23 protein-coding genes are annotated in these 23,431 nt (G+C 60.3%); 16 read left to right on the top strand and 7 right to left on the bottom strand.

What is annotated here, in order from left to right; all coding sequences use genetic code 11:
• Positions 1–2: 2 nt before the first annotated feature.
• On the top strand, positions 3–593 hold the full coding sequence (locus tag KVG95_RS23775; RefSeq protein WP_052967100.1) for an LON peptidase substrate-binding domain-containing protein: 591 nt from the start codon (positions 3–5) through the stop codon (positions 591–593).
• Between the two features lie 91 nt (positions 594–684).
• Here the strand turns inward: KVG95_RS23775 and KVG95_RS23770 are convergent, their stop codons facing one another.
• Both KVG95_RS23770 and KVG95_RS23765 read right to left on the bottom strand, forming a co-directional pair.
• Positions 685–2,001, bottom strand: a complete 1,317-nt coding sequence (locus tag KVG95_RS23770; RefSeq protein ID WP_217858171.1) for a bifunctional DedA family/phosphatase PAP2 family protein — start codon at positions 1,999–2,001, stop codon at positions 685–687.
• Between the two features lie 177 nt (positions 2,002–2,178).
• Positions 2,179–2,877: a DNA-3-methyladenine glycosylase gene (locus tag KVG95_RS23765; protein ID WP_052967102.1), complete on the bottom strand. Its 699-nt coding sequence runs from the start codon at positions 2,875–2,877 to the stop codon at positions 2,179–2,181.
• A gap of 189 nt (positions 2,878–3,066) precedes the next feature.
• Here KVG95_RS23765 and KVG95_RS23760 point away from each other — a divergent pair, with 189 nt between their 5' ends.
• From KVG95_RS23760 to KVG95_RS23700, 13 genes are all read left to right on the top strand, one after another.
• Entirely contained in the window at positions 3,067–4,338 is a 1,272-nt protein-coding gene (locus tag KVG95_RS23760) for a glutamate-5-semialdehyde dehydrogenase (protein ID WP_217858170.1), read from the top strand.
• 1 nt (position 4,339) lies between these two features.
• Complete coding sequence (gene nadD, locus KVG95_RS23755) at positions 4,340–5,029, top strand: nicotinate-nucleotide adenylyltransferase (RefSeq protein ID WP_008009047.1); 690 nt, start codon at positions 4,340–4,342, stop codon at positions 5,027–5,029.
• A gap of 72 nt (positions 5,030–5,101) precedes the next feature.
• Positions 5,102–5,596 (top strand): ribosome silencing factor, encoded by a 495-nt coding sequence (gene rsfS, locus KVG95_RS23750; protein ID WP_038981377.1) that lies wholly within the window; start codon positions 5,102–5,104, stop codon positions 5,594–5,596.
• 9 nt (positions 5,597–5,605) lie between these two features.
• On the top strand, positions 5,606–6,073 hold the full coding sequence (gene rlmH / locus KVG95_RS23745) for a 23S rRNA (pseudouridine(1915)-N(3))-methyltransferase RlmH (RefSeq protein WP_007937439.1): 468 nt from the start codon (positions 5,606–5,608) through the stop codon (positions 6,071–6,073).
• Between the two features lie 10 nt (positions 6,074–6,083).
• Positions 6,084–7,979, top strand: a complete 1,896-nt coding sequence (gene mrdA / locus KVG95_RS23740; protein WP_217858169.1) for a penicillin-binding protein 2 — start codon at positions 6,084–6,086, stop codon at positions 7,977–7,979.
• Between the two features lie 31 nt (positions 7,980–8,010).
• A complete protein-coding gene (rodA, locus tag KVG95_RS23735; protein ID WP_217858225.1) occupies positions 8,011–9,114 on the top strand; it encodes a rod shape-determining protein RodA in 1,104 nt (367 codons plus the stop codon).
• 17 nt (positions 9,115–9,131) lie between these two features.
• Positions 9,132–10,142, top strand: coding sequence for a lytic murein transglycosylase B (gene mltB / locus KVG95_RS23730; protein ID WP_217858168.1), 1,011 nt, complete (start codon positions 9,132–9,134; stop codon positions 10,140–10,142).
• Positions 10,142–11,152 carry a septal ring lytic transglycosylase RlpA family protein gene (locus tag KVG95_RS23725; protein ID WP_123720531.1) on the top strand — a complete coding sequence of 337 codons (1,011 nt, stop codon included), beginning with the start codon at positions 10,142–10,144 and terminating at the stop codon, positions 11,150–11,152. Before mltB ends, KVG95_RS23725 begins: the two co-directional genes overlap by 1 nt.
• A gap of 183 nt (positions 11,153–11,335) precedes the next feature.
• On the top strand, positions 11,336–12,493 hold the full coding sequence (locus KVG95_RS23720; RefSeq protein WP_123720530.1) for a D-alanyl-D-alanine carboxypeptidase family protein: 1,158 nt from the start codon (positions 11,336–11,338) through the stop codon (positions 12,491–12,493).
• Positions 12,494–12,573: 80 nt separating this feature from the next.
• On the top strand, positions 12,574–12,849 hold the full coding sequence (locus KVG95_RS23715; protein ID WP_008009062.1) for a DUF493 domain-containing protein: 276 nt from the start codon (positions 12,574–12,576) through the stop codon (positions 12,847–12,849).
• Entirely contained in the window at positions 12,849–13,496 is a 648-nt protein-coding gene (gene lipB / locus KVG95_RS23710) for a lipoyl(octanoyl) transferase LipB (RefSeq protein WP_123720529.1), read from the top strand. Before KVG95_RS23715 ends, lipB begins: the two co-directional genes overlap by 1 nt.
• A gap of 1 nt (position 13,497) precedes the next feature.
• On the top strand, positions 13,498–14,520 hold the full coding sequence (gene lipA, locus KVG95_RS23705) for a lipoyl synthase (RefSeq protein WP_007946663.1): 1,023 nt from the start codon (positions 13,498–13,500) through the stop codon (positions 14,518–14,520).
• Between the two features lie 175 nt (positions 14,521–14,695).
• Positions 14,696–15,646, top strand: a complete 951-nt coding sequence (locus KVG95_RS23700; protein WP_217858166.1) for a S66 peptidase family protein — start codon at positions 14,696–14,698, stop codon at positions 15,644–15,646.
• Positions 15,647–15,775: 129 nt separating this feature from the next.
• Here the strand turns inward: KVG95_RS23700 and KVG95_RS23695 are convergent, their stop codons facing one another.
• The 5 genes from KVG95_RS23695 to leuS form a co-directional block, all read right to left on the bottom strand.
• Positions 15,776–17,098, bottom strand: a complete 1,323-nt coding sequence (locus KVG95_RS23695; RefSeq protein WP_217858165.1) for a lytic murein transglycosylase — start codon at positions 17,096–17,098, stop codon at positions 15,776–15,778.
• A 62-nt stretch (positions 17,099–17,160) separates the two neighbouring features.
• A complete protein-coding gene (gene arfA, locus KVG95_RS23690; protein ID WP_094470475.1) occupies positions 17,161–17,325 on the bottom strand; it encodes an alternative ribosome rescue factor ArfA in 165 nt (54 codons plus the stop codon).
• Between the two features lie 154 nt (positions 17,326–17,479).
• Entirely contained in the window at positions 17,480–18,517 is a 1,038-nt protein-coding gene (gene holA, locus KVG95_RS23685) for a DNA polymerase III subunit delta (protein ID WP_052967115.1), read from the bottom strand.
• Between the two features lie 39 nt (positions 18,518–18,556).
• Positions 18,557–19,162 (bottom strand): LPS-assembly lipoprotein LptE, encoded by a 606-nt coding sequence (locus tag KVG95_RS23680; protein WP_217858163.1) that lies wholly within the window; start codon positions 19,160–19,162, stop codon positions 18,557–18,559.
• Positions 19,163–19,251: 89 nt separating this feature from the next.
• Positions 19,252–21,858, bottom strand: coding sequence for a leucine--tRNA ligase (leuS, locus tag KVG95_RS23675; protein WP_217858157.1), 2,607 nt, complete (start codon positions 21,856–21,858; stop codon positions 19,252–19,254).
• A gap of 280 nt (positions 21,859–22,138) precedes the next feature.
• On the opposite strand from leuS, the gene KVG95_RS23670 reads away from it, so the two are divergent.
• Positions 22,139–22,459: a hypothetical protein gene (locus KVG95_RS23670; protein ID WP_052967118.1), complete on the top strand. Its 321-nt coding sequence runs from the start codon at positions 22,139–22,141 to the stop codon at positions 22,457–22,459.
• Between the two features lie 106 nt (positions 22,460–22,565).
• Positions 22,566–23,345 (top strand): YdcF family protein, encoded by a 780-nt coding sequence (locus KVG95_RS23665; RefSeq protein WP_217858155.1) that lies wholly within the window; start codon positions 22,566–22,568, stop codon positions 23,343–23,345.
• The last annotated feature ends 86 nt before the right edge of the window (positions 23,346–23,431 follow it).

The raw sequence follows: 23,431 nt of genomic DNA, 5'->3' as shown, positions 1-23,431 counted from the left end.
CTATGAGTCTGCCGCTTTTTCCGCTGAACACGGTGCTGTTTCCGGACTGCATCCTCGACTTGCAGATCTTCGAGGCGCGTTATCTGGACATGATCGGTCGCTGCATGAAACAGGGCGGCGGCTTCGGCGTGGTGTGCATCCTCGACGGTGAAGAAGTCGGCATCGCCCCCGAAGGCTACGCACGGGTGGGGTGCGAGGCGCTGATCACCGACTTCCACCAGCAGGACAATGGCCTGCTGGGTATTCGGGTGAAGGGCGGGCGGCGTTTCCACGTTGTGCGCACCGAGGTGCAGCGCAACCAGTTGATCGTCGCCGAAGTCGAGTGGCTGGAAGACGAGCCCGAGCAACCGCTGCAGGATGAGGACGCCGACCTGGTCGCACTGCTCAAGGCTTTGGCGGAACACCCGATGGTCGAAGCGCTGAGCATGGGCACCGAAGCGACGGGGCAACAGTCGCTGGCAAATCAGCTGGCCTACCTGTTGCCGTTTGCCGAGGTGGACAAGATAGACCTGCTGCAACTTGATGATCCGCAGCAGCGGCTGGATGCGATTCAGGCGTTGCTGGATGAGTTGCAGGGTGAGTTGTTTGCCTGACGTCCGCTAAAAGATCGCAGCCTGCGGCAGCTCCTACATTAAATTGGCGTACTCCCTGTAGGAGCTGCCGAAGGCTGCGATCTTTTGATCTTCAGTACGCATACCTCAACATCGCATGCGGCATGTGCCTCAACACAAAGAAACCGAACAATGCCACCAATGAAGGCAACACCAGCCACCAGATTTTCTGCGGCATGGCGTTGAGCGACGTCTGGCGTTGAGTCAGCCAAAGGCTGGCCGCACACACGCATGCCGCCAGCATCGCGCCGGCCAGTACATCGGTCGGCCAGTGCGCGCCCAGGTACACCCGTGAAAAGGAAATCGTCAGCGCCGGCAAGCAGCCCACCAATAACCAGGTCAGGCGCATGCGCGGCGGTTGTCCGCGACCCGCCAGCACCGCCAGCGTCAAGAACAGCGCGAAAGAGCCCGAGGCATGGCCGCTGGGCATGCTGTAGCTGGTCAGTGGGTCGCTCAGCACTTCTGGGCGCACGCGGGCGAAAAAGTGCTTGGTCGCGGTGTTGCCCAGCGCGGTGAACAGCAGGGTGCCGCCGGCGAAGATCGCGTGCCGCCATTGTCGTGTCAGCAACAGCAAGACTGTCAGCAGCGCGCTGATCATGAACATGTTGCGGAATTCACCGATCAGCGTGAACACCACAGCCGCTTCATCAAGCACCGGGCTGCGGTGCTCCTGTATCAGGGTCATCAATCCCTGGTCGAGGGCGGTCAGGTGCGGGTAGCCGATGAACAGCCCGATCAGGATCAACAGGCTCATGCTGCTGATCCAGATGGTCGCCCGGCGATGGCGGCGCAGGCTGCTGTTTGCGCTCAGACCGACCATCACCGCAATGCTGCCGGCGACAATCCCGGCTTCAGGCCAGAAACCTTCCGGCAATGGCAAGCGAATCGCCGCCCCGGTGGCCCAGCCCGGCAGGAGATAGGCGAGGCTCCAGCCCGCGGCAGCCAACAGGCTGACGACGGCGAATCGCGGGAATGGCATGTCGAACATCCCGGCGACCATTGGCAGCATTGGCCGCAGCGGGCCGATAAAGCGTCCGACCAACAGGCTGGCGATGCCATAACGCTGGAAATAAGCCTCGGCCCCGGCCATCCATTCCGGATGATGGCGCAACCCTGGCAGGCGACGGATGTTCTGGTGGAAATGTCGCCCTAAAAAGTACGAAACGATGTCGCCCAGTACACCGCCGAGGAAACCCAGCAGCAGCGTTTCACCCAATGACAACGCGCCACTGCCGGCCAGCACCGCCACGGCAAACAGCAACACTGTGCCGGGCACGATCAGCCCGGCAATTGCCAGGCATTCAACGCAAGCCACTATGAACACTGCCGCGGCCAGCCACTGTGGATTGACCGTCAACCAACCGGTCACGCTATCGAGCCATGGGCCCATAAAAACAACTCCATCGAATAATCAATCGGTCCCAAAGGACGAACGCAATCTTCAAAACACTACAGGTCTCATGTGGGAGCGAGCTTGCTCGCGATAGCGGAGTGTCAGACGACATCTACTTCGACGATCAGTCTGCTATCGCGAGCAGGCTCGCTCCCACAAGGGATTTCCCAATATTCAGGACAACAAAAAATAATCGCGACCTTCGACTTGCCCCCGGCGCAGCGGGTTACGCGTGCAGTAAAGTGCGTAAGCCGCATCAACAAAACGGTACATCAAATGTTCGTCGCGCCCGTGGGGGATGCCCAGGCGTGTGGTCTGGATGATATGGCCGGGCGCGGGCCCGACATCTTCCACCAGCAGCACTTCATGGTCGAAGCGCTTGGCATCCCAGACCGGCACCTTCAGTCCCAGCGCTTTGCAGAGCAGCGTCTGCCCGGCACACAGTTTTTGCGAGGGGCGAGGGCGGCCCTGAGCATCGGGATTGTTCAATAGCATCTGCGCCAGACTCGCCGGCCCGCTCAGTTCGTCGACCCATGGATAGGCGGATTTGATCAGCACTGCATTGCCTGGCCCCTGAGCGCTGAAGTTCAGGGAATCGCCGCCGCGGGCGTAATACATATAGATGTGGCCGCCATCCAGAAACAAAGCCTTACGCTTTTCTGTGTAGCCAAGTGAGGCGTGGCTGCCTTTTTCTTCGCAGTAATAGGCTTCGGTCTCGATAATCCGCGCACTGAGCCACAGATCGCCGACCCGATGACGGATGATTTTGCCCAGTAAATCCCGGGCCAGCGTTTGCGCATCGCGGTCGAAAAATGCATCCGGCAGCCCCTTGGGCTGGTGCGTAGTGGATGCAGAAACAGGCAGATTGGTCATGATGAACAGCGTTTATCAGGGCTGATTGAGTCGTGATGATAACAATATGCAGCTTAATCCCGGCTGAACGTCGGCAAATTGCGCTCCATTTCGACCATCCGCCTGTCACCGCTGTTAGTCCCGGGACGCGACAGCTATAATCTGCCGCTTTACTCTTTACCAAGACTTTAGCAAAGACCATTGCAGACCATGACTGAGTCCGTTCTTGACTACATGACCCGTTTGGGTCGCGCCGCCCGCGAAGCTTCCCGCGTGATCGGCCGTGCCAGCACCGCGCAGAAAAACCGCGCCTTGCAGGCAGCTGCCAATGCGCTGGACGCTGCACGCGCCGAGCTGACCGCAGCCAATGAACGGGATTTGGCCGGCGGCCGCGCCAACGGTCTTGAGCCTGCTCTGCTGGAACGTCTGGCACTGACCCCGGAACGCATCGACGGCATGATCGTCGGTTTACGCCAGGTCGCGGCCTTGCCGGACCCGGTGGGTGCGATCCGCGACATGAGTTATCGCCCGTCTGGCATCCAGGTCGGCAAGATGCGCGTGCCATTGGGCGTGATCGGGATTATCTACGAATCACGGCCGAACGTGACCATCGATGCCGCCAGCCTGTGCCTTAAGTCCGGCAACGCGACCATTTTGCGTGGCGGCTCCGAGGCGATTCATTCCAACCGTGCGATTGCTGCCTGCATCCAGCGCGGTCTGGCCGAGGCCGGTCTGCCGGCCGCCGTGGTGCAAGTGGTCGAAACCACCGACCGTGCCGCCGTTGGCGCGCTGATCACCATGCCGGAATACGTCGACGTCATCGTGCCTCGTGGCGGTCGTGGCCTGATCGAGCGGGTCAGTCGCGATGCCCGCGTGCCCGTCATCAAGCACCTGGACGGCATCTGTCACGTCTACGTCAGTGCCCACGCCGATCTGCCGAAAGCCCAGCGCATTGCATTCAATGCCAAGACTTATCGCTATGGCATCTGTGGTGCCATGGAAACCTTGCTGGTGGATCAATCGGTTGCCAAGGAGTTCCTGCCGTCGATGGCTGCCCAGTTCCGCGAAAAAGGCGTCGAACTGCGCGGTTGCGAGCGCACCCGGGCGATCATCGAGGCCGTTGCGGCCACTGAAGAAGACTGGCACACCGAATATCTGGCGCCGATCCTTTCGATCCGTGTGGTCGACGGTCTGGATCAGGCCATCGAGCATATTAATAAGTACGGCTCCCATCACACCGATTCAATCGTCAGCGAAAACCTGGCCGACACCCGGCGTTTCGTGGCTGAAGTCGATTCGTCTTCGGTCATGATCAACACCCCGACGTGCTTCGCCGATGGCTTCGAATACGGATTGGGTGCCGAGATTGGCATTTCTACTGATAAGCTGCACGCCCGCGGTCCGGTGGGCCTCGAAGGGCTGACCTGCGAGAAGTACATCGTGGTCGGTGACGGTCAGTTGCGCGGCCAGGAGTCGGTCTGACTTGGGCGACTTCGACCCGTCAGCCCAAGTGACCGCCAGCGAGCCCCAGCCTCGACGCATTGGCGTACTGGGCGGGACCTTCGACCCGGTGCACATCGGCCATTTGCGCGGTGCGCTGGAAGTCGCCGAATCGCTGGCGCTTGATGAGTTGCGTCTGACACCCAGTGCCAGGCCGCCTCATCGCGGTACGCCGCAAGTGTCGGCGAAGGACCGTCTGGCGATGGTCAAGTGCGCGGTGGCCGGTGTGCCACCGTTGGTGGTGGACGCTCGCGAATTGCAGCGGGACAAACCGTCCTACACTATCGATACCCTGGAACTGATGCGTGCCGAACTGGCCGCCCCAGACCAGGTTTTTCTACTTTTGGGCTGGGACGCATTTTGCGGCCTGCCCACTTGGCACCGCTGGGAAGAGTTGCTCCAGCATTGCCACATCCTGGTGCTGCAACGCCCGGATGCCGACAGCGAACCGCCGGATGCCTTGCGCAACCTGCTGGCAGCGCGCTCGGTGAGCGACCCGCTGGCCCTCAAAGGGCCGAGCGGACAGATTGCATTCGTCTGGCAGACGCCGCTCGCGGTATCCGCCACCCAGATCCGTCAACTGCTGGCCAGCGGTAAGTCGGTACGTTTCCTGGTGCCCGACGCGGTCCTGGCCTACATCGATGCGCACGGGCTTTACCGTGCGTCGAACTGAAAAAGGGCGCGCTTCAAGGCACGTGAATGCGTGTATCGAAGCGCCCGAACATACGAGCAAAACGAGTTTTATATGACTGACAAAGACGTAAACAAAGTAAAGCGCAAGGGCACGTTCAAGAGCGCTCCACTGCCAGTAGTGGCCAATACCGGCCCGGAGTTGCGCGGCGAAGAGCTGGTCAAGGTCGCCGTAGCGGCCCTGGAAGACGTCAAGGCCCAGGATGTTCTGGTGATCGACGTTCGTGAAAAGCAGAGCATCACTGATTTCATGATCATCGCTACCGGTACTTCCAACCGCCAGATCGGCGCGATGCTGGATAAGGTCCGCGAGGCGGTCAAGGCCCAGGGCGTCAAACCGTTGGGTGAAGAAGGCAAGGGCGACAGCGACTGGGTATTGCTGGATATGGACGATGTCATCGTGCACATGATGACTGCCAGCGCTCGCCAGTTCTATGACCTGGAGCGTTTGTGGCAGGGTGCCGAGCAGAGCCGTGCCGGCAGCGCCGCGCACCACAGCCCGGAAAACACCCATGAGCATTTCATCAAGCTCAACAAAGACCAGCAATAAGGGACCGCTGTGCGACTGCGACTGATCGCCGTCGGTTCACGCATGCCCAAATGGGTGGAAGAAGGCTGGCATGAATATGCCAAGCGTCTTCCGTCCGAGCTGGCGCTGGAACTGGTGGAAATTCCGCTCAACACCCGCGGCAAGAACGCCGACGTGGCGCGCTTTATCCGTCAGGAAGGCGAAGCCATGCTGGCCAAGGTCGGGCCGAACGAGCGCGTTGTCACCCTCGAAGTCCACGGCAAGCCCTGGAGCACCGAGCAACTGGCGGTCGAACTCGATCGCTGGCGGCTGGACTCGCGCACGGTGAATTTCATGGTCGGTGGCCCCGAGGGGCTGGCGCCGGAGGTCTGTGCCCGGGCGGATCAACGCTGGTCGTTGTCGCCGTTGACGTTGCCGCACCCATTGGTGCGGATTCTGATCGGCGAACAGCTGTATCGTGCCTGGACAGTCCTGTCCGGCCACCCTTACCACAAGTAGTTCTGCCCTCATGCCCCAGCCGATCCGCATCAAGGACCACGAAAAAGACGCCCGTCTAGTGCGTGGCCGCGTCGTGTTCGGGGCCATTGCAGTGGTGGCGCTGATTGGCGTGCTGATCGCGCGGCTGTATTTCCTTCAGGTGATCCAGTACGAGTACCACTCGACCCTGTCGGAAAACAACCGCGTCCATGTTCAGCCGATTCCGCCGACTCGCGGGTTGATCTTCGACCGCAATGGCGTCGTAGTGGCCGACAACCGGCCGAGCTTCAGCCTGAGCATGACCCGCGAACGCTCCGGCAACTGGCAGCAAGTGCTCGACGTGATCGTCGAGGTGCTGGAGCTGACGCCCGAGGACCGGGTGATCTTCGAGAAACGCATGCGTCAGGGGCGCCGGCCGTTTGAGCCGGTGCCAATCCTGTTCGAACTGACCGAAGAGCAGATCGCCCGCATCGCGGTGAACCAGTTCCGCCTGCCTGGTGTGGAAGTGGTCGCGCAGCTGGTGCGGCATTACCCGCAGGGCGCGCACTTTGCGCACTCGGTGGGTTACATGGGGCGGATCAACGAGAAAGAGCTGAAGACGCTCGATCCGGTCAACTACAGCGGCACCCACCACATTGGCAAGACCGGCATCGAGCGTTTTTATGAGCCCGAATTGCACGGCCAGGTGGGTTACGAGGAAGTCGAAACCAACGCACGAGGCCGTGTATTGCGCGTGCTCAAGCGTACTGATCCGATTCCCGGCAAGGACATAGTCCTGAGCCTGGACATCAAATTGCAGGAAGCGGCCGAAGCCGCACTGGGCGGTCGCCGTGGTGCGGTGGTGGCGCTGGACCCGAAAACCGGCGAAGTGCTGGCGATGGTCAGTCAGCCGAGTTTCGACCCGAACCTGTTCGTCACCGGCATCAGCTTCAAAGCCTATTCCGAGTTGCGCGATTCCATCGACCGGCCACTGTTCAACCGCGTGTTGCGCGGTCTGTACCCGCCGGGCTCGACGATTAAACCGGCGGTGGCGATTGCCGGTCTGGATGCGGGCGTGGTTACGGCGTCGAGCCGGGTCTACGATCCCGGTTACTACCAATTGCCCAACTACGATCACAAATACCGTAACTGGAACCGTACCGGCGACGGGTACGTGGATCTGGACACGGCGATCATGCGTTCCAATGACACCTACTTCTATGACCTGGCCCACAAGCTGGGGATCGATCGGTTATCGGCGTACATGAGCAAATTCGGCATTGGCCAGAAGGTCTCCCTGGACATGTTCGAAGAGTCGCCGGGGCTGATGCCGACCCGGGAATGGAAGCGCGCGACCCGTCGTCAGGCCTGGTTCCCGGGCGAGACGCTGATTCTGGGGATCGGTCAAGGCTATATGCAATCGACTCCGTTGCAACTGGCGCAGGCCACAGCGCTGGTGGCCAACAAAGGCGTCTGGAACCGTCCGCACCTGGCGAAGACTGTCGAAGGCGAGCGGCCGAAGGACGAAAACCCCATGCCGGACATCGTCCTGCGTGACCCGTCGGACTGGACCAAGGTCAACCACGGCATGCAGCAGGTGATGCACGGTGCCCGCGGTACGGCGCGCAAGGCCTCCATCGGTGCTCAATACCGGATTGCCGGCAAGAGTGGTACGGCTCAGGTGGTCGCGATCAAGCAGGGTGAAAAGTACGACCGCTCCAAGGTTCAGGAGCGTCACCGCGACCACGCCTTGTTCGTCGGCTTCGCGCCGGCCGACAACCCGCAAATCGTAGTGTCGGTGATGGTCGAGAACGGCGAGTCCGGTTCCGGCGTCGCCGCACCAGTGGTGCGTCAAATCATGGACGCCTGGCTCCTGGACCAGGACGGCCGACTGAAAGCCGAATACGCCAGCCCTATCAGTGCGGAGGCTACGGCCCGTGAAGAGTAATTTCGATCGCATCCTCTCCAGCGAGGATGTGATGCGTCGCCGTGCGACGCTGCTGCAACGCATGCACATCGACGGCCCGTTGCTGATTCTGCTGCTGACCCTGGCTGCCGGCAGCCTGTTCGTGCTGTATTCGGCCAGTGGCAAAAGCTGGGATCTGCTGGCCAAGCAAACCACTTCCTTCGGCATCGGTCTGGTATCGATGATCGTCATCGCCCAGTTCGAGCCGCGCTTCATGGCCCGTTGGGTGCCGGTCGGTTATGTGATCGGCGTGCTGTTGCTGGTGGTGGTGGATGTCATGGGCCACAACGCCATGGGCGCCACGCGCTGGATCAACATTCCGGGGGTGATCCGCTTCCAGCCTTCGGAATTCATGAAGATCCTGATGCCGGCAACCATCGCCTGGTACCTGGCCAAGCGCTCCTTGCCGCCACAGCTCAAGCATGTGGGCATCAGCCTGTTTCTGATCGGATTGCCGTTCATTCTGATCGTGCGTCAGCCCGACCTTGGCACTTCGTTGTTGATCCTGGCGGGTGGCGCGTTCGTACTGTTCATGGGCGGCCTGCGCTGGCGCTGGATTCTCAGTGTGATTGCTGCCGCCGTGCCGGTGTCTGTGGCCATGTGGTACTTCGTGATGCACGACTACCAGAAGCAGCGCGTCCTGACGTTCCTCGACCCGGAGAGCGATCCGCTGGGTACCGGCTGGAACATCATTCAGTCGAAAGCCGCCATCGGTTCCGGCGGCGTGTTTGGTAAAGGCTGGTTGCTCGGCACTCAGTCGCACCTGGACTTCCTGCCGGAAAGCCACACCGACTTCATTATTGCGGTGCTGGGCGAAGAGTTCGGCCTGGTGGGCATTTGCGCACTGTTGCTGATTTACCTGCTGTTGATCGGTCGCGGGCTGGTGATTACCGCCCAGGCGCAGACATTATTCGGCAAATTGCTCGCGGGCAGCCTGACCATGACGTTTTTTGTTTACGTTTTCGTCAACATCGGTATGGTCAGTGGCCTGTTGCCGGTTGTGGGGGTGCCGTTGCCGTTCATTAGCTACGGAGGAACTTCGCTGGTGACGCTACTGTCAGCGTTTGGGGTTTTGATGTCGATCCATACCCATCGTAAGTGGATCGCACAGGTTTGAATAAGGTGAAGATTTCAATGCAAGTAATGCGTGGCTGGGCGACTCGATACGCACCGTGGGTCGGCCTGGTAAGCATCCTTGGTACCGCGCAGCAAGCGTGGGCCGGCGATTATGAAGGCTCACCCCAAGTGGCCGAGTTCGTCGGTGAAATGACCCGCGACTATGGCTTTGCCGGCGAACAGCTGATGGGCGTGTTCCGCGAAGCCGAGCGCAAACAGTCGATTCTGGACGCGATCTCCAAGCCCGCCGAACGGGTTAAGCAGTGGAAAGAATATCGTCCGATGTTCATCACCGATGCGCGCATCGCTCGTGGTGTGGACTTCTGGCGTCAGCACGAAGCGGTCCTGGCTCGTGCCGAGCAGGAATACGGCGTGCCGGCGCAGGTGATTGTCTCGATCATCGGCGTCGAGACCTTTTTTGGTCGAAATACCGGAAATTTCCGGGTGATCGATGCCTTGTCGACCCTGGGTTTCGACTATCCTCCCCGTGCCGAATTCTTCCGCAAGGAATTGCGTGAATTCCTGCTGCTGGCCCGTGAAGAGCAGGTGGACCCGTTGACCCTCAAAGGCTCCTACGCCGGGGCCATGGGCTTGCCGCAGTTCATGCCGAGCAGTTTTCGCGCCTATGCTGTGGATTTCGACGGTGACGGCCACATTAATATCTGGAACAACCCGGACGATGCCATCGGCAGCGTCGCCAGTTATTTCAAGCGTCACGGCTGGGTCGCCGGCGAACCTGTGGTCAGCCGCGCCGATGTGCGTGGCGATCAGGTAGACGATGGTTTGACCGCAGGCATTGAACCGACGAAAACCGTCGGGGAGTTGCGGGCGCTGGGCTGGTCGAGTCATGATGCGCTGCGCGATGATATGCCGGTCACGGCTTTCCGTCTGGAAGGTGACAATGGCCCCGAATACTGGATGGGCCTGACGAATTTTTACGCGATCACGCGTTATAACCGCAGCGTGATGTACGCCATGGCCGTACATCAACTGTCTGAACAGCTGGTCCAAGCACGGGGCGTCAAGTAATGCGGGCATTGCCTATGAATAAACCCCTGAAGCTCATGGCATTCGCCGCGTTGACGGTTCTGGTCGCCAGTTGTTCGACCAGCCGTGCGCCGGCTCAGAAGTCTCCGACCGCCGTTCGTTCGGCACCTGGCCTGGATATCAACCGGGCTCACAAGGATGGCGCACCCTGGTGGGACGTCGACGTATCGCGCATCCCGGATGCCACGCCGACTCTGCACAGCGGTCCTTATAAAGCCAACCCGTACACCGTGCTGGGCAAGACTTATTTCCCGTTGCAGGAATCCAAGACCTACGTGGCCTCGGGTACTGCGTCCTGGTACGGCACCAAGTTCCATGGTCAGAACACCGCCAACGGCGAGGTGTATGACTTGTATGGCATGAGCGCCGCGCACAAGACCTTGCCATTGCCAAGTTACGTTCGGGTGACCAACCTGGACAACAACAAGAGCGTGATTCTGCGGGTCAACGATCGTGGGCCGTTCTACTCGGACCGGATCATCGACTTGTCCTATGCAGCGGCCAAGAAGCTCGGCTATGCCGAAACCGGTACCGCGCGGGTCAAGGTCGAAGGCATCGACCCGCAGCAATGGTGGGCACAGAAGGGCCGTCCGGCGCCGTTGATGCTTAATGAACCGCAAGTGGCGCAAAATGCCGCGCCGACTGTGACGGCCTCCACCGGCACCGTCGAGCAGTGGACGCCACCGCCGCAGCAGCACGCCGCGGCCGTTGTGCCTGTGCAGATCGATGCAAAAAAAAACGCTTCTGTACCAGCCTCTGGCCAGTATCTGCAGGTGGGCGCGTTCGCCAACCCGGACGCTGCAGAACTCCTGAGATCGAAGCTCAGCGGGATGGTGAGCGCTCCGGTGTTCATCAGCTCGATCGTGCGTAACCAGCAGACCCTGCATCGGGTGCGCCTGGGGCCGATCGGTTCGCCGGGTGAAATCCAGCAGGTGCAGAACAGCGTGCGGCTGGCCAACCTCGGTTCGCCGAGCCTGGTCAGCGCCGAGTAGTACCTGGTACTTGATTGACGGTTCGCCTGCGGTTTGGGGGGGCGAACCGGGTTGTTGGCTCGTTGAAGAATAAAAGCCCGGCAAGGGTTGCAGAGTGAGCAACTGAACACGCGACAACTTTTTAGAGAGTTGTCTGATTAGTTTTGCCCTAGGGCAGTTTCCATTAGCGATTTCGAGAGACGGATGAATATCACCACCTTTGCCAAACGCCTGTGCCTGCTAGTCCCGCTGCTCCTCTCGCCTGCCGCTTTTGCGGTCGAGATGATGCCGTCGCCACCGCAACTGGCCGCCAAAGCCTACGTACTCATGGACGCCAGCAGCGGCAACGTGCTGGTAGAGAACAACGGTGACCAGCGTCTGCCGCCGGCCAGCCTGACCAAGCTGATGACCGCTTACATCGCGACCCTGGAAATCCGTCGCGGCCAAATCGGCGAGAACGACCCGGTGACCGTCAGCGAGAACGCCTGGCGTACCGGCGGTTCGCGGATGTTCATCAAGGTGGGTTCGCAAGTCACCGTCAGTGATCTGTTGCACGGCATCATCATTCAGTCGGGTAACGACGCCAGTGTTGCGCTCGCCGAGCATATCGCCGGCAGCGAGGATGCCTTCGCCGATCTGATGAACAAAACCGGCGCCGAACTGGGCCTGACCAACACCCACTTCATGAACCCGACCGGCCTGCCAAACCCTGAGCACTACTCGTCGGCTCACGACATGGCGGTGCTGGCTCGCGCGATCATCCACGAAGACCCGGCTCACTACGCGATCTACTCGCAGAAAGAGTTCTTCTGGAACGGCATCAAGCAGCCTAACCGCAACCTGCTGCTGTGGCGCGACAAGACCGTCGACGGTCTGAAAACCGGTCACACCGACGAAGCCGGCTACTGCATGGTGTCTTCGGCCGTACGTGATGGCATGCGCCTGATCGCCGTGGTGTTCGGCACTAACAGCGATGTAGCCCGCGCTGCTGAAACCCAGAAGCTGCTGACTTACGGTTTCCGCTTCTTCGAAACCCAGACCTTCTATCAGAAAGGCGCCGAGCTGGCTCAGGCACCTGTCTGGAAAGGCACTACCAATCAAGTCAAGGCCGGCCTGGCTCAAGACCTGACCATGACCCTGCCAAAAGGCCAGCTGAAAAAGCTCGCCGCCAGCATGACCATGACCCCGCAACTGGTCGCGCCAATCGCCAAGGGCGATGTGATCGGTAAAGTCGAAGTGAAACTGGATGACAAGGTGGTGCACAGCGCCGACCTGATCGCTCTGGACGCGGTCGACGAGGGTGGTATCTTCCGCCGCATGTGGGATAGCATCCGTCTATTCTTCTACGGCTTGTTCAACTGAATTAGTGTGGACCTGCATGGCCCCGTTCCAATCCGGAGCGGGGCCATGTCCGTTGCCACGGCTTACGAGGCCGTTACGCCATGACAGACACTGAAGTAAAGGCGCCAAAAATCGAATTCCCCTGCGCGGATTACCCGATCAAGGTAATCGGCGACACCGGCGTGGGTTTCAAGGACAAGATCATCGCGATCCTTGAGAAACACGCCACCGTTGACCACAACACCTTTGCCGAACGGCAGAGTACCAACGGCAAATACACGACCATCCAGTTGCACATCATCGCCACCGGCCAGGAACAGCTGTACGACATCAACAGCGAGTTGCGGGCTACCGGTTTCGTGCACATGGTGCTGTGATGTCTGGCACGCTGGGCTTTCGCGAACTTGGTCAGATGGCTTACGAGCCGGTCTGGCATGCCATGCAGCGCTTCACCAACGAACGCGGCAGCGATGCCGCCGACGAAATCTGGCTGGTGGAACATCCGCCGGTATTCACCCAGGGCCAGGCCGGCAAGGCTGAGCATCTGTTGCTGCCGGGGGATATTCCGGTGGTGAAGGTCGATCGCGGTGGTCAGGTGACTTACCACGGTCCCGGCCAATTGGTGGCCTACCTGTTGCTGGACGTGCGCAAGCTGGGGTTCGGCGTGCGTGACCTGGTCAGCCGCATGGAGCGATGCCTGATCGAGCTGCTGGCCAGCTACGGCGTGACCGCAGTGGCCAAGCCGGATGCGCCGGGTGTCTATGTCGATGGCGCGAAAATCGCTTCTCTGGGTCTGCGGATCCGCCACGGTTGCTCCTTTCATGGCCTGGCCTTGAATGTGGATATGAACCTGGAACCGTTTCGACGGATTAATCCCTGCGGCTACGCCGGGCTGGCAATGACCCAGCTGCGCGATCACGCAGGATCGATTGAATTTGCCGAGGTAAGTGCCCGGCTGCGCGCGCAGCTCGTCAAACACCTCGACTATGCTGAGCAGACGACCCTAACGGGCGGAATCGACTGATATGACTACTGATGCAGTGCAAACCATGATCCCGACGCTCGATGTCACCGAGCGTCCGGCCCCGCGTGCCAAGGTTGAAGCCGGCGTCAAGCTGCGCGGCGCCGAGAAGGTTGCACGCATCCCGGTGAAGATCATCCCGACCACTGAACTGCCGAAGAAACCCGATTGGATTCGCGTGCGCATCCCGGTTTCCCCGGAGGTCGACCGCATCAAGGCCCTGCTGCGTAAACACAAGCTGCACAGCGTGTGCGAAGAGGCGTCTTGCCCGAACCTGGGCGAGTGCTTCTCCGGTGGCACCGCAACCTTCATGATCATGGGGGACATCTGCACCCGTCGCTGCCCATTCTGCGACGTCGGCCATGGTCGTCCGAAGCCACTGGACGTCAACGAGCCGGAAAGCCTGGCCATCGCCATCGCCGACCTGAAACTCAAATACGTGGTAATCACCTCGGTAGACCGCGACGACCTGCGTGACGGCGGTGCCCAGCACTTTGCCGACTGCATCCGCGAAATCCGCAAGCTGTCGCCGAACGTGCAGCTCGAGACCCTAGTCCCGGACTACCGTGGCCGCATGGACGTCGCACTGGAAATCACCGCCGCCGAGCCACCGGATGTGTTCAACCACAACCTGGAAACCGTGCCGCGCCTGTACAAGGCTGCGCGTCCGGGTTCGGATTACCAGTGGTCGCTGACCCTGCTGCAACGCTTCAAGCAGATGATGCCGCACATTCCGACCAAGTCCGGCCTGATGCTGGGTCTGGGCGAGACCGACGAAGAAGTCATCGAAGTCATGAAGCGCATGCGCGAACACGACATCGACATGCTGACCCTGGGCCAATACCTGCAACCGTCCCGCAGCCACTTGCCGGTCCAGCGCTTCGTGCACCCGGATACCTTCGCCTGGTTTGCCGAGGAAGGTTACAAGATGGGCTTCAAGAACGTCGCTTCCGGCCCGTTGGTACGTTCCTCGTACCACGCTGACGAGCAGGCGAAACTGGTCAAGGCCGAGCTGATGTCGTCCTGATCCCGTTTTGAGAGCAAAAAAGGCCCGCAAGGCTTCTCAGGCCTTGCGGGCCTTTTTTTAGCAGTGCCCACGGCGATTACAGTCTTTTCCTGCAAGCCGTGGTGCGATTGACCCTCTTCTGTTTATTCCCGTTCCTGACTACTGTGTGCTTAAGCGTTCACAGGGAGAATCATGGATGACTGCTCGACCGACCCACACCCTTTGTCCTCATGCTCCCGTTTCGGCCTTGCCACCTGCAGGGCTGATCGGCGTGATTGCGCCCGCCGGCCCCGCAGCGCTGGACACCGATAAAGCCATTGCCTGGATGCGCGCTCGCGGCTATTCGCTACGCGTGTTTCCCGGCGTTTATGAGCAAGAGGGTTATCTGGCCGGCAGCGATGATGTGCGGCTCAATGACTTGCATGGCGCATTCGCCGACAGCGAGGTCGATGCCATCATCTGTCTGCGTGGTGGTTACGGTACGCCGCGTTTGCTCGATCGCATCGATTACGAATTACTGCGCAACAACGCCAAGCCGTTTATCGGCTACAGCGACGTCACTGCACTGCACTCGGCCATCAGTCGTTATGCCGGGTTCGTGACCTTCCATGGCCCGATGCTCAACGCTGACCTGCTGGGTGACAAGCAGCAACCCACCGAGTTCTCGTTTTTCAACATGCTGCGCGGGCAGGTGAAGGCGGGCAGTGTGCTTTCTCACCCGGTGGCCTGGCCGTTGACCACAATCGAGCCCGGCATCGCTCACGGGCGTTTGCTGGGGGGCAATCTGTCGATGATCGCCGCAACCATGGGCACGCCTTACGAGATCGATGCCGAGGGCGTCATCCTGTTCATCGAGGACATCAACGAGCCGCTGTATCGCATCGACCGGCTGCTGACTCATTTGCGTCTGGCCGGCACGCTGCACAAGCTGCGCGGGGTTCTGGTTGGGGATGTGGCAGGGGTTGATGCAATTGCGCTGGAGAGGCTGCTCAAGCAGACCTTTGCTCCTTTGCGGATACCGGTGCTGTCCGGATGGCGTAGCGGGCATTGTGATCCGAATTTGACGCTGCCGATGGGCGCGCTGGTCAGGCTGGATGCGGGGAACAAGACGTTGGTGTTGGAGCAGGATGTGGTGATCAAGGCTTAAGAATTCATCGCCTGACAGTCAGTCTTCGCGAGCAAGCCCGCTCCCACAGTTGACCGAGTTCTTTCATGAAAATGCGGTCGAATGTGGGAGCGGGCTTGCTCGCGAAAGCGGTATCAGCCATTCGTCTTACTATCGGCTACGCAACCCTTCCAGCAACTTGTGCGTCGGATAACCATCCGCCGGCCAGCCAAACGACTGCTGGGCGCTGCGGATCGCTTTGCGGGTATTGGCGCCGATAATCCCGTCGGCGGTCCCTGCGTCGTAGTTCTGGGCGCTCAGCAGGTTTTGCAGTTCGATTCGCTCGGTACGGCTCAGCGGCAAGTCATCTTTCGGCCATAGACCGCTGATCAAACCGCCGCCATTGAAGCGCTCGGACAGCAGGCTCACGGCCAAGGCGTAGGACGAAGAGTTGTTGTACTTGAGAATCGCGCGGAAGTTATCGAGGACCAGGAACGCCGGGCCGCGATAGCCTGCCGGCAGCAGCAGGGCGGCCGACAGGTGTTCGGAACCTGCTGGAACCTGGCCGCCATTGGGCAGGGTCACCCCCAGTTGCCGCCACTCGGCAACGCTCTTGCGAATCGTGCCATCGGCCAGGGCGTAATTGAAGCCGCTCGGCAATTGCGCTTCGAAGCCCCAGGGCTGGCCTTTCTGCCAGCCGGAGCTTTGCAGGTAGTGCGCGGTCGAGGCCAATGCATCTGCGGAGCTGTTCCAGATATCGCGGCGGCCATCGCCGTCGAAGTCCACAGCGTGGGTATTGTAGGTGGTCGGAATGAACTGGGTCTGGCCCATGGCGCCGGCCCAGGAGCCGAGCATTTTCTCAGGTTCGATATCGCCCTGTTGCAGGATTTGCAGGGCAGCGATCAATTGCGCATGGGCAAAGCCTGGACGTCGACCTTCATAAGCCAGGGTCGCCAGGGAATTGATCACCGACTTGGTGCCCTGGAACTGACCGAAGTTACTTTCCATGCCCCACACCGCGACCAATGCCTGACGGTCGACGCCGTAGCGTTGCTCGATGCTTTGCAGGATGTCGGCGTACTGGCTGACCAGTGCCTGACCTTTGCGCACCCGCAACGGCGACAGCGCGCCATCGAGGTATTCCCACACCGGGCGAGTAAATTCCGGTTGGCTGCGATCGGCACGGATCACGCTGTCGTCCATGCTGACATTGGCAAAAGCACGATCGAACAGGTCGGCGCGAACACCGGCGGCGAGGGCGTCTTTACGGAAACCCGCCTGCCATTCGGCAAAGGTCTGGGTAGGCTGGATATCGAGATTTTCACCGGTTGGAACCACCGGCGGAATGACCGCAGGGGCCGTCGCAACGGTCCGGGTCTGAAGCGGTTGGGCGTCGGCGGCAGTGGGTTTTTCCGCGCAGGCGACAAGCAGAACGAGGCTGGAGGCAGCTATCAGTTGGCGAAGAGGCCAACGACGGGAAAGACAAAGGGGCATGCACAGGTCCAGAGGATACGAATCAGGTGCAGACCTTAACATGTTGAGCGATGGCTTGCCTTTCAGGCCGCCAGAAAGTAAGAAGCCTCCCAGCTATTAGACTGGAAGGCTTCGCGGCGGTAGCTGCCTTTGCCCTTGCCGGCTCGTTCCTGACGGCTGCGGAACAGTGGCTGGGCGATGATGGATTTGGCCTTGTTTGGGCCATTTTTGGATGGCTTTTTGCTCATGATGATCTCTCGCAAGTGAGTGGGTTTTGCGGGGGGAATAATCTGCCGAAGTAGGGATTCTGTCTAGTCCCTACATTGTGTAGGACCTTTCGACATTCTTTGTAGTGAGGTTGGTTTTTGTGGCGAGGGGGCAAGCCCCCTCGCCACAACAGCCTTACTCGGCAGGCAACGACAATCTCTGTCCGGCCATCAACAGCGTCAACCGACTCAGGCTCATCCACGGTGAACCCGCCGCCTGGCCTTTGATCTGCGCGTCAATGCGCTGGGCTTCGAGCAGCAATTGTGCCCAGCGTTGCGCCGAGTAGCGTTGCAGCGCCTTGCTCATCAGCGGTTTGCGTTTGTCCCAGATCGGCGGTCGGGCCTGGCTGAAGGCTTTGTCCAGCGGCACGCCCTGGCTGTATTGCAGCGACAGGTTGGCCAGCAGACGCAGCTCCCGGGCCAGCGCCCAGAGAATCACCGGCGGTTCGACACCTTCGCCACGCAATCCTTCGAGCATGCGCAGGGCGTGAGCCGCTTCGCCATTAAGGATTGCATCGGTCAGGCCGAAGACATCGAAACGCGCGCTGTCGGCCACCGCCGCCTGCACGGTTTCGACGGTGATCTGGCCACCCTCGGCCATCAGCTTGAGCTTTTCGATTTCCTGGGCGGCGGCCAGCAGGTTGCCTTCGACTCGAGCGGCGATCAGTTCGACGGCGTCCTGAGTGGCGGAAAGCCCGGCCTGGGACAGGCGTTGACGGATCCAGCTCGGTAACTGGTTGGTGTCCACGGGCCAGATCTGCACGAACTGGGTTTGCGGACCTTCGATCAGTGCCTTGCCCCACTTGGTCTTCTGCGCGCTGCCGTCAAGCTTGGGCAGGCTGATCAATAGCACCGTGTCTTCGGCTGGGCGCGAGCAATACTCAATGAATGCCGCGGCGCCTTTGTCTCCGGGTTTGCCGGAGGGCAGACGCAGTTCCAGAAGACGCTTTTCGGCGAACAGCGACATGCTGGCGCCGGCCTGCAGTAGCGTACCCCAGTCGAAACTGGCGTCGGCGGCAAAGACCTGGCGTTCATCGAAACCTTGCTGGCGGGCAGCCGCACGAATGGCGTCGGCGGCTTCCTGACACAGCAGTGGGTCATCGCCACTGATGACGTAAACCGGCGCGAGGGCGCCTTGCAGGTGTTTACCGAGTTGGGCGGGGGCGAGTTTCATAAGAAGAGGCAAACGGGGCGCCTGAGCGCCCCGTAAGGCTTATTGCTGCGGCAGTTCGACAGGCGACTGACGCGGCGTCTGCGCTTCAGCCTTCTGCGCCGCCTCCAGTGCGTCGGCTTCAGCCTTGGCCCTGGCGTCAGCGGTCTGTTGCAGCTGTTCCAACTGCGTCGGGGTCAGCTGTTGCAGGCGCAGCATCATGCGTTGAATCAGCTCACGACGCATTTCCTTGCGGGCATCGTTGGCTTCCTGGTCGGAGCCCACCAGGTTGTTGCCATCATGAATGAAGACTTTCTGTACTTCGAGCTTGTCGCTCAGCAGTTGCAGGTTGCCCTGACCCCGGATGTCGTAGCTCAGCACCGTGCTCATCTGGTACTCGCCAGTACGACCGGCGCCCGCGTAACTGAGGATGCGCTGGCTTTCCTGCTCATCGGCCAGAAACAGCTTGTAAGGCGCGCCGCTGTAGACCTTGACGCCACTGCTTTCCAGCACCTGACGCAGTTGCGTCACGGTTTCGCCGTAGGCATTACGGGCACTCAGATCGAGTTCCTTGATTGCCAGTTCAGTGGTGCCGGTGCCGCGCAGCTGGAAACCGCAGGCGCTCAGCAGGACTGCAAGGCCCATCACCAGCAAATTGCGTTTGATCATCTTGTTGCTCCCCTTGAAACCATGTGGGCCGGTCAAGCGGCCCGAAAGGTTTTACTCGGCGCCAGGCATGACCTGGCGCCCGATCCAATTTAGCTGGCGACGATATTGACCAGTTTCCCGGGCACTACGATCACTTTGCGAATAGTCAGGCCATCGACGAAGCGCAGGACGTTTTCGTTGGCCCGTGCGGCAGCTTCGACTTCTTCGCGGCTGGCACTGGCCGGCATTTCGAGGTGGCCGCGCAGTTTGCCATTCACTTGAATGACAAGCTGCAGGCTGTCCTGCACCAGGGCGTTTTCGTCTAGTACCGGCCAATCGGCATCGATTACCGGGTCAGCATGGCCCAGTCGATGCCACAGTTCGTGGCTGATGTGCGGGGTGATCGGTGCCAGCAGCAGGACTACGGTTTCCAGACCTTCGTGAATCAGTGCGCGATCCTGTTCGATGCCTTGCTCGGCTTTTTCCAGCACGTTCATCAGCGTCATCACTTGGGCGATGGCGGTGTTGAATTTGTGGTTCTGGCCGACGTCGTGGCTGGCCTGCTTGATGGCCTGGTGGATCGAACGGCGAATGGCTTTCTGCTCGTCGTTCAGGCTGGCGACGTCCAGTTTGCCCGGAAGGCCCTGAGTGACGTGCGCTTGAGCCAGACGCCAGACGCGTTTGAGGAAGCGGTGCGAACCCTCTACTCCGGAGTCGGACCATTCCGCGCTCATGTCAGGTGGCGAGGCGAACATCATGAACAGGCGGCAGGTGTCTGCGCCGAACTGGTCAATCATCGACTGTGGGTCAACGCCGTTGTTTTTCGACTTGGCCATCTTCTCGGTGCCACCGATTTCCACCGGCAGGCCGTCAGCGATCAGCTTGGCGCTAATGACCTTGGCCTTGCTGTCGCGTTCGAGTTCGACGTCCGCCGGGTTGAACCATGTGTAAGCACCATTGGTTTCGCGACGATAGTAAGTCTCGGCGATCACCATGCCCTGAGTCAGCAGGTTCTTGAACGGCTCGTTGGAGCTCACCAGGCCTTCGTCGCGCATCAGCTTGTGGAAGAAGCGCGCGTAGAGCAGATGAAGAATGGCGTGTTCGATGCCGCCGATGTACTGATCCACTGGCAACCAATGGTCGGCAGCCGCTTTTTCCACCAGACCACCTTCATAGTGTGGCGAGGCGTAGCGAGCGTAGTACCACGAGGACTCGACGAAGGTGTCCATGGTGTCGGTTTCACGCTTGGCCGCAGCGCCGCATTTCGGGCAGGTGCACTCGTAGAATTCGGGCATGCGCGCCAGCGGCGAACCGGCACCGTCCGGTACGACGTCTTCCGGCAATACCACAGGCAATTGATCTTCCGGGACCGGCACATCACCGCAGGTGTCGCAGTGGATGATCGGGATCGGGCAGCCCCAGTAGCGCTGGCGGCTGATGCCCCAGTCACGCAGGCGGAACTGGGTGCGCGAGGCGCCGAGGTTTTTCTTGATCAGCGCCACTTCTATGGCGTCGAAGGCGCCTGCGAAGTCGAGGCCGTCGAATTCGCCGGAGTTGATCAGCGTGCCGTGCTCGCCGTACGCATCCTGCCAAGGGGCCGGGTTGGTGTCACCAGAACTTGTGCGCACCACGGATTTGATCGGCAGGTTGTACTTGGTGGCGAACTCGAAATCACGTTCATCGTGAGCCGGAACAGCCATCACCGCGCCATCGCCGTAATGCATCAGCACGTAGTTGGCGACCCATACCGGGAGTTTCTCACCGGTCAGCGGATGCTCGACGAACAGCGAGGTCGGCAGACCTTTTTTCTCTTGCGTGGCGACGTCGGCTTCGGCGACGCTGCCGCCCTTGCATTCAGCGATGAACGCTTGCAGCTCAGGGTTGTTCTGCGCGGCCAGGGCAGCCAAATGGTGTTCGGCGGCCACCGCAACGTAGGTTGCGCCCATCAGGGTGTCCGGACGGGTGGTGAATACTTTCAGTGCGCCGGTTTCGCCGATGGAGGCGACGTCGAACGGGAACTGCACTTCCATGCCGCGGGATTTGCCGATCCAGTTGCGCTGCATGGTCTTGACCTGCTCAGGCCAGCCCGTCAGTTCGTCGAGGCTTTCCAGCAGCTCATCCGCGTAGGCGGTGATCTTGAAGTAGTACATCGGGATTTCGCGCTTTTCGATCAGCGCGCCGGAACGCCAGCCGCGACCGTCGATCACTTGCTCGTTGGCCAGAACGGTCTGGTCGACCGGGTCCCAGTTCACGGTGCCGCTTTTTTTGTAGATCACGCCTTTTTCGAACAGGCGGGTGAACAGCCATTGTTCCCAGCGGTAGTAATCCGGCTTGCAGGTGGTCACTTCACGCGACCAGTCCACCGCCAGGCCCAGGCTGCGCAGCTGGGATTTCATGTAGGCGATGTTTTCGTACGTCCACTTGGCGGGCGCTACGTTGTTCTTCATCGCGGCGTTTTCTGCCGGCATGCCGAAGGCGTCCCAACCCATGGGTTGCAGGACGTTCTTGCCTTGCATGCGCTGATAGCGGGAGATCACGTCGCCGATGGTGTAGTTGCGCACGTGCCCCATGTGTAGCTTGCCGCTGGGGTAAGGGAACATCGACAGGCAGTAGAACGTCTCCTTGCCTGGCTGTTCACTGACTTCAAAGGACTTTTGCTCGTCCCAGAACGACTGGGCGGCGGCTTCGATTTCACGGGGCTGATATTGTTCGTGCATGGCTACTTTTGAACTGAATAGGGGTGGCCTAATCCTCTTCAATGCAACGCTGGACGGTGATAACGCCAAATCGACGTTCCGGTGCCCAGACGAGCTGGAAGTGGAGTTACAGGAAGCGCCGTAGCATACATGACCGCACTCTACCGAGGGAAACCCTGATTACACGCAAGGAGGCGGCCAATACCCGCTCCGAGGGCCGTTGGTCGCGGCACTCAGCCGGTTTTTTCAGCGAGGCTAAGCTCTAAAAGGGGAGTGAGTCTTATCTTCAATGAGGTGATGGATGGTTGAGTCACAGCAAAAAGTTACAAAACCGGAGCTGTACGAAAAACTGATAGACCGTCTCGCGATGGCCCTGGATACGGCCAAAACAGCCGGACGGCTGCGTGATGAGCGTCCCCTGGAGCTGGAACTGCGTGGCTTGAGCCCCGCAGAGTTTGAACTGGTCAAGGCCTATCTGGATCGTAGTGAACGTGAAACGCACGGATGCTTGTCAGCAGCAGTGAAGCAACTCGAGGCACCACGTTCGGCCAAGATCATCTGGCTCAAGGATAAGGCACCCGGCAAAGGCGCGGTAAAGGTCCGGTCGTTGCAATTCAAGTAAGGGCACTTGAAGCCATGGGCTATGGTTTTTTGAAGCAAAGTCCTTCCACATTTGTTGTCGCAATGCGTCAACCCACCTAGGCTTCGGGCATCTATGGAGATGCCCGATGCCTTTTCGTTATTTCATTAAACAACTTCTACTGCCGCCCGGCATTTTATTGCTACTGCTGGTGCTTGCCTGGTGGTGGCGCCGCTCAAGGCCGAGGCTGGCGGGGTTGTGTTTCATCCTTGGCGTGGGCGGCTTTTGGTTGATGAGCCTGCCGGTGGTGGTGGAGTGGAGTGCCAAGGCCCTGGAGCGAGAGCCGCCGCTGGCGCGCGAGGAATGGGCAACTTTGGGCCAGCGCGCCGATGCGATCGTGGTGCTGGGTTCAGGGCGTGAGCGTGGCGATCCGGCCTGGGGCGTCGACCAGCCGACTGGCGTAGGCCTGGGGCGCGAGCGCTATGCCGCGCGCCTGGCCAAGGCGTCCGGCTTGCCGATTCTGACCAGTGGCGGCCTGCATTACGGCACGCCACCTACCGAAGCGAAGCTGATGGCGGACTCATTGCTCGATGATTTTGGTGTGACGGTGCGCTGGCAGGAAGGGCGCAGCCGCACGACCTGGGAAAACGCGCAACTCAGCGCCCAGGTGTTGTTGCCGGAGGGGATCAAGCGGGTGGTGGTCGTGACCCAGGCCTGGCATATGCCGCGAGCGGTCTGGAGTTTTCGGCAGGCCGGATTTGAGGTGGTGCCCGCGCCAGTGGGGTTTTTAGGCGTGGACAATGCCCGGCCGTTGGGCGGCTGGATGCCGGAATTCAAATCGATCTGGCAGAGCGGGCAGTTGATGAACGAGGCGGTGGGGCAGCTCGGGTATTCGTTGTTTTATCGAGGCGATGTTGAGGTTGATTGATATCGTGCCTGTGACGCCGCCTTCGCGAGCAAGCCCGCTCCCACATTTAAACTCTGTCGTTCACACATTATGTGTTCACAGAGGAT

The sequence above is a fragment of the Pseudomonas farris genome, from assembly GCF_019145235.1.
Classification (GTDB): domain Bacteria; phylum Pseudomonadota; class Gammaproteobacteria; order Pseudomonadales; family Pseudomonadaceae; genus Aquipseudomonas; species Aquipseudomonas farris.
Note: the sequence above shows the minus strand (reverse complement) of the source record. Positions and strands in the feature narration are given on the sequence as shown.